Annotated in this window: 6 protein-coding genes; 3 read left to right on the forward strand and 3 right to left on the reverse strand. The window is 68.7% G+C overall.

Translation table 11 applies throughout. The features are described from left to right. Positions 1 to 1,420, reverse strand: a 1,420-nt coding sequence (locus D477_RS14960; protein ID WP_424580017.1) for a DEAD/DEAH box helicase, incomplete at its 3' end; no start/stop codon positions are given. 264 nt (positions 1,421 to 1,684) lie between these two features. On the opposite strand from D477_RS14960, the gene trmB reads away from it, so the two are divergent. Then, positions 1,685 to 2,605 carry a tRNA (guanosine(46)-N7)-methyltransferase TrmB gene (gene trmB / locus D477_RS14965; RefSeq protein ID WP_005271044.1) on the forward strand — a complete coding sequence of 307 codons (921 nt, stop codon included), beginning with the start codon at positions 1,685 to 1,687 and terminating at the stop codon, positions 2,603 to 2,605. Between the two features lie 71 nt (positions 2,606 to 2,676). Here the strand turns inward: trmB and D477_RS14970 are convergent, their stop codons facing one another. Continuing rightward, positions 2,677 to 3,336: an anti-sigma factor family protein gene (locus tag D477_RS14970; protein WP_005271046.1), complete on the reverse strand. Its 660-nt coding sequence runs from the start codon at positions 3,334 to 3,336 to the stop codon at positions 2,677 to 2,679. After that, positions 3,333 to 3,824: a sigma-70 family RNA polymerase sigma factor gene (locus D477_RS14975; RefSeq protein ID WP_005271049.1), complete on the reverse strand. Its 492-nt coding sequence runs from the start codon at positions 3,822 to 3,824 to the stop codon at positions 3,333 to 3,335. The genes D477_RS14970 and D477_RS14975 overlap by 4 nt, the downstream gene beginning before the upstream one ends. A 191-nt stretch (positions 3,825 to 4,015) precedes the next feature. On the opposite strand from D477_RS14975, the gene D477_RS14980 reads away from it, so the two are divergent. Together D477_RS14980 and D477_RS22040 are read left to right on the forward strand one after the other, a co-directional pair. Then, positions 4,016 to 4,540 (forward strand): COG4315 family predicted lipoprotein, encoded by a 525-nt coding sequence (locus D477_RS14980; protein WP_043847172.1) that lies wholly within the window; start codon positions 4,016 to 4,018, stop codon positions 4,538 to 4,540. A gap of 147 nt (positions 4,541 to 4,687) precedes the next feature. After that, positions 4,688 to 4,921 (forward strand): UPF0758 domain-containing protein (locus D477_RS22040; protein WP_005271053.1); only part of this gene is annotated, 234 nt, incomplete at its 3' end.

A 4,921-nucleotide genomic window follows, 5' to 3' on the forward strand; every position in this document is an offset into this window, starting at 1 on the left:
CCGGCGGCCGTTTCCTGCCCCGGCGCCCTGGCTGGGCCTGGCCGGTCCCCCGGCTGCCTGCCGTCTGGCCCGTCCCCCGGCTGCCTGCCGTCTGGCCGGCGGTGGTTGCAGCGCTCTTCGGCCGTCCGTTCTGGCGGGCTGCGCGCTTGCGTCGCGCGTTGGCTCCGGTAGACGTGCCCTGCTTGTATGCCGGACCGCGGTGCGCGGCCTTGGCCTCCACAGCAGCCTGGCGGACCTTCGGATCCACGGCGTCAGCGACTTCGCCGACCAGCTTCATCACAAGCGGTGAACCTGGCGCCACGCCCTCGAACGCCACGTCGACGCCGGCCGCCTTCATCAGCTTGCCGACTTCCAGCTTCTGCTCGGGCAGCGCCAGCGTGACGACGCTGCCGTCCGAACCGGCACGCGCGGTGCGGCCGGAACGGTGCAGGTACGCTTTGTGCTCCGTCGGCGGATCGACGTGGACCACCAGCTCCACCTCGTCCACGTGGACGCCGCGGGCCGCCACGTCCGTCGCCACCAGGACGCGCACGTCGCCGGAGGAGAACTCAGCCAGGTTGCGGTCGCGGGCGTTCTGCGAGAGGTTGCCGTGCAGGTCGACGGCGGGGATCCCGGCAGAAGTCAGGCTCTTGGCCAGTTTGCGGGCATGGTGCTTGGTCCGGGTGAACAGCACGCGGCGGCCAACGCCGGAAGCCAACTGCTGGACCAACTGCTTCTTGGCGGTCAGGTCCGAGGCGACGAGCACGTGGTGTTCCATCGTGCTCACGGCCGCCTGCGGCTCGTCCACGGAGTGGGTCAGCGGGTTGGACAGGTACCGCTGGACCAGCTTGTCCACGCCGTTGTCCAAGGTTGCGGAAAACAGCAGGCGCTGTCCGTCGGTGCCGGTCGCGTCCAGCAGTCGGCGGACCACCGGAAGGAAGCCCAGGTCGGCCATGTGGTCGGCCTCGTCCAGCACGGTGATCTCCACGGCTTCCAGGGTGAGGATGCGCTGCTTCATCAGGTCCTCGAGCCGGCCCGGGCAGGCCACCACGATGTCGACGCCGGAGGCCAGCGCCTTCTCCTGGCGCGCCTGGGAGACACCGCCGTAGATGACTGTGGTGTTCAGTCCGAGCTCGTTGGCCAGCGGCTCGACCGTGGCATTGATCTGCGTGGCCAGCTCGCGGGTAGGGGCCAGCACCAGCCCAAGGGGACGGCCGGGGCGGCGGCGATAGGCGGCTTCGCGTTCGGCCAGCCGGGCCACAAGCGGCAGCGCGAAGGCCAGCGTTTTGCCGGACCCGGTGCGGCCCCGGCCCAGGACGTCCCGGCCCGCCAACGTGTCGGGCAGGGTCTCGGCCTGGATCGGAAACGGCTCGGCGATGCCCTTCGCGGACAGCGCGGCTACGAGCGGCGCCGGCACGCCGAGCTGCTTAAAAGAGCGCACAGAAGTATTCAAGGTCATGGGAAAGACAAGTACTTTCGGTCAGTGGCCCCGGCACCGGTGTGGCGCGGGGTTCGCCGAAGAAAAGATCAGAGTCAACCGCCCGCGTTGGCTGCCTGCTGGCTGCAGGTCTGACGCCACGCGCTGGAACTGCGGGAGAAGTGTGAAGCGTTCATCGACGCAGGGAGCGCACCGCAGGGCGCGCTCCAAGTAGCACCAGTCTACCAGCGGCCGGGCCGCCGGCTGACCGCGGCTATCCTGAAAGGGATGATGCACCAGCCTTCCACCCCGGAATTCCCCGCCGCCCGCGATGCCAGCCAGGACCGGCCGCCGGGATCGTTCCACACCGAGCCGGTCAGCTACGTCCGCCGCGGCTCCCGGCTGCAGGGCCGCCGCCAGCAGGCCTGGGATGAGCACGCCGAAGCCTTCGTCATCGATGTGCCCCGGGTTGCAGGCGACACCTCCGTGGACCCCGGCTACGTCTTCGATGCCGCCGCCGCTTTCGGGCGCAGCGCCCCGCTCGTCGTGGAGATCGGTTCCGGCCTGGGCGAGGCCGTTTGCCATGCCGCCAAGGAACACCCGGAGCGGAATTTCCTCGCGGTCGAGGTCTACAAGCCCGGCCTGGCCCAGACCCTGCTGCGCATCGGCCAGAACCAGCTGGACAACGTCCGTGTGGTCCAGGCCAACGCCCCCGAGGTCCTGGCGACGATGCTGCCGGCCGGCTCGGTTGCCGAACTCTGGGTCTTTTTTCCCGATCCGTGGCACAAGACGCGCCACCACAAGCGCCGCCTGGTCAAGGACAGCTTCGCGCCGCTCGCGGCCCGCGTCCTGCAACCCGGCGGTCTCTGGCGGCTGGCCACGGACTGGTCCTCCTATGCCATCCAGATGCGTGAGGTCGGGAACGCGGCGAAGGACTTCGTCAACGTGCACGACGGCGAACGCACCGGTCCGGCTTCTCCCCTCACCAAGGTGTGGGACAGCGGCGTGGAGCAGGAAGTCGGCGGCGCCCCTGTTCGAGAGGGCCGCCTTCCAGTGAGCACCGGCAATGCCAGCCAAGGCGAAGGGATGGACGAACTCGGCGGCTGGGCACCGCGCTTCGAAGGCCGCGCCCTGACCAGCTTCGAGCAAAAGGCGCACGAAGCCGGCCGGGAAATCTTCGACCTGACCTTCCGCCGCACGGGCGGCTGAACGGCGGACCCGAAGACCGGCCTCCGTCATGGTCCCGGCGCGCGGTTGCCGCAGGGCAGCGCCCAGCCGGGTTAGTCCCGGGTGACGACGGAAGCCACGGGGACCTTGTCCGCGTCCTTGATCTCGACACGGACGATCTCCTCGGTGTCCACCGCGGTGGCCGCGGACAGCCTGGCGCGCCCGGCCGGCGTAGCCTTCCAGCTGGCGACTTCGCGCGCCTCGCCGGTGGAATCGGTTACCCAGAGCGACAGGATCCCGCTGTCAGGCAACCGCTCGCCATCCATGGCCAGTTCGGTCCCCCACGCCTTGTATACGAGGTCCAGTTCGACCTCCAGCCCGCTGGAGGCGGTCATCGTATAGCTGTCCACCGTCTGCTGCGGCCTGGTCACCACCGGTCCGGCCACGGCTCCCACCACGAGTGACGCCGCGGCTACCAGTGCGACCAAACCCGCCACCCGCCGTCGTTGTTTCCGCCGCCGCACGTGCAGTTCGGCCATCAGCTGCTTGGTGTTATGCGCCAGGACCGCCTCGGTGTCCTCGGCCAGTTCCAGGGCAACGTCGCGCGGTACGGCATCGAGCAGGGCCGGCAGGCCCTCCAGCTCGGCGAGTTCGGCTTCGCACGCCGGACAGCTGCGCAGGTGGTCGTCAAACGCGCGGCGCTCACCGGGATCGAGTCCGCCCAAGACATAGAGCCCGATCAGCTGGCGCAGCTGGTCATGATCGGGTTTCATGGCTTGACCCCCATCTCCTCAAGCACGGAGCGAAGCGCCCTGGCTGCATAGAAAGCCCGCGATTTGACGGTTCCCAACGGCAGCGACAGTTCCTTGGCCGCATCCGCTGCGGTGAGCCGCTGGTAGTGCAGCGCGAGGATCACATTCCGGTGGTCGACGCTGAGCCGGGACAGGGCTTCTTCCATCACGACTTTGAGCAGGAGCGTGTCGACATGGTCCGCGACGGGCGGATCCTCTTCCGGCATTGCGGTCTCAGCGGCCCTCCGGCTGCGCCGCCGGTAGCTGTCGATAATGACGTGGCGGGCGGTGCGGTACAGGTAGCCGCGCATATTCTGCACATCGGGGCCGAGTTTCCAGACCCGCAGGATGGTCTCCTGGACCACGTCTTCGGCCTGGCCGGGATCCGAGGTTGCCGCGAGCACGAACCGCCGCAGCGCTGCCCCGTGTTCGCGGTAGAGCTGGGCTACCGCTTCGTCTTCCATCGCCATGGCCGTTCCTTCCGCGCCTCCGAAATGACGCCCATACCTGCAAAGACGCAGTTGGACGGCCCCATGGTTCAACTGCGCCGCGGCCAACACAGTTGAACCATTTTGGCCCCGGCGCGCGTCTTTGCCAATAGTGGCCCGCACCCGGCGGCGCTGCACCGAACCAGCCCGGTTGGACCGATAGGACTCCCATCATGAAAATCAGAAGCAGAGGCGCTGCGGCCCTGATGGCGGCCGCTCTCCTGGGATTGGCCGGCTGTGCCGGCGGCGGCGACGAGGAAGGAGCCGCTCCCCCGGCGGCCGAAACTCCGGCAGCGCCGGAAGCGAGCCCGATGCCTACGACTCCGGAGAGCAGCGCACCGGCCGGTGCGGTGGAGCTCATGACCGCCGACAGTTCCCTCGGCGAGATCGTGGTCGATGGACAGGGCATGACGGTGTACTACTTCACAAAGGATGAAAAGGGTTCCGGCGTGAGCAACTGCACCGGAGACTGCCTCGTGGCCTGGCCGCCGGTGCTGACCGAAAGCGACACTCCCACGGTGGAGGGCGTCACGGCCGAGATCGGCACCATTGATACGCCCGAGGGAGAGAAGCAGATCACCATCGACGGTATGCCCATCTACTACTGGCAGAACGACAAGGAGCCCGGCGATGTGGACGGCCAAGGCGTCAATGACGTTTGGTACGTGGTCGCCCCCGATGGGGAGATGATCCGCTAGCCCGGTCGCGGCAGGCCAAGGGTCCGCGGCCTGGGCGGCAGCACAGGCTGCGGATACTCCCCCTCCACAGGGCGGCTAGGTCTCCCGGTGTGCACAAGTGCGCGCCGGGAGAGACCGTGCCCGGTCAGTCGGCCGTAGCTTGGGCCCATGAGAACCCATACCCCCATTGCCCAGCTGGAGGCCAGGGACCGCCCGCGGGAGAAGATGTCGAGGGTCGGTGTCCGCCGGCTCAGGGACGCCGAATGCCTGGCGCTGGTCATCGGCTCCGGGACGCGCGAGGCAAGCAGCCTGGAGCTGGGCCAGCTGATCCTGAAGAAGACCGGCGGCCCGGCCGGGCTCATGGCCGCGGATGCCGAGGCCTTGCGCCGGATCCCGGGCGTC

It is taken from the genome of Arthrobacter crystallopoietes BAB-32, assembly GCF_000328305.2.
Lineage (GTDB): Bacteria > Actinomycetota > Actinomycetes > Actinomycetales > Micrococcaceae > Crystallibacter > Crystallibacter crystallopoietes_A.

Bases quoted from the DNA above. Each gene is read 5' to 3' on its own strand.
- D477_RS14970 (WP_005271046.1), bottom strand. From the start codon at position 3,336: ATGAAACCCGATCATGACCAGCTGCGCCAGCTGATCGGGCTCTATGTC.
- D477_RS14975 (WP_005271049.1), bottom strand. From the start codon at position 3,824: ATGGCGATGGAAGACGAAGCGGTAGCCCAGCTCTACCGCGAACACGGG.
- D477_RS14980 (WP_043847172.1), top strand. From the start codon at position 4,016: ATGAAAATCAGAAGCAGAGGCGCTGCGGCCCTGATGGCGGCCGCTCTC.
- trmB (WP_005271044.1), top strand. From the start codon at position 1,685: ATGATGCACCAGCCTTCCACCCCGGAATTCCCCGCCGCCCGCGATGCC.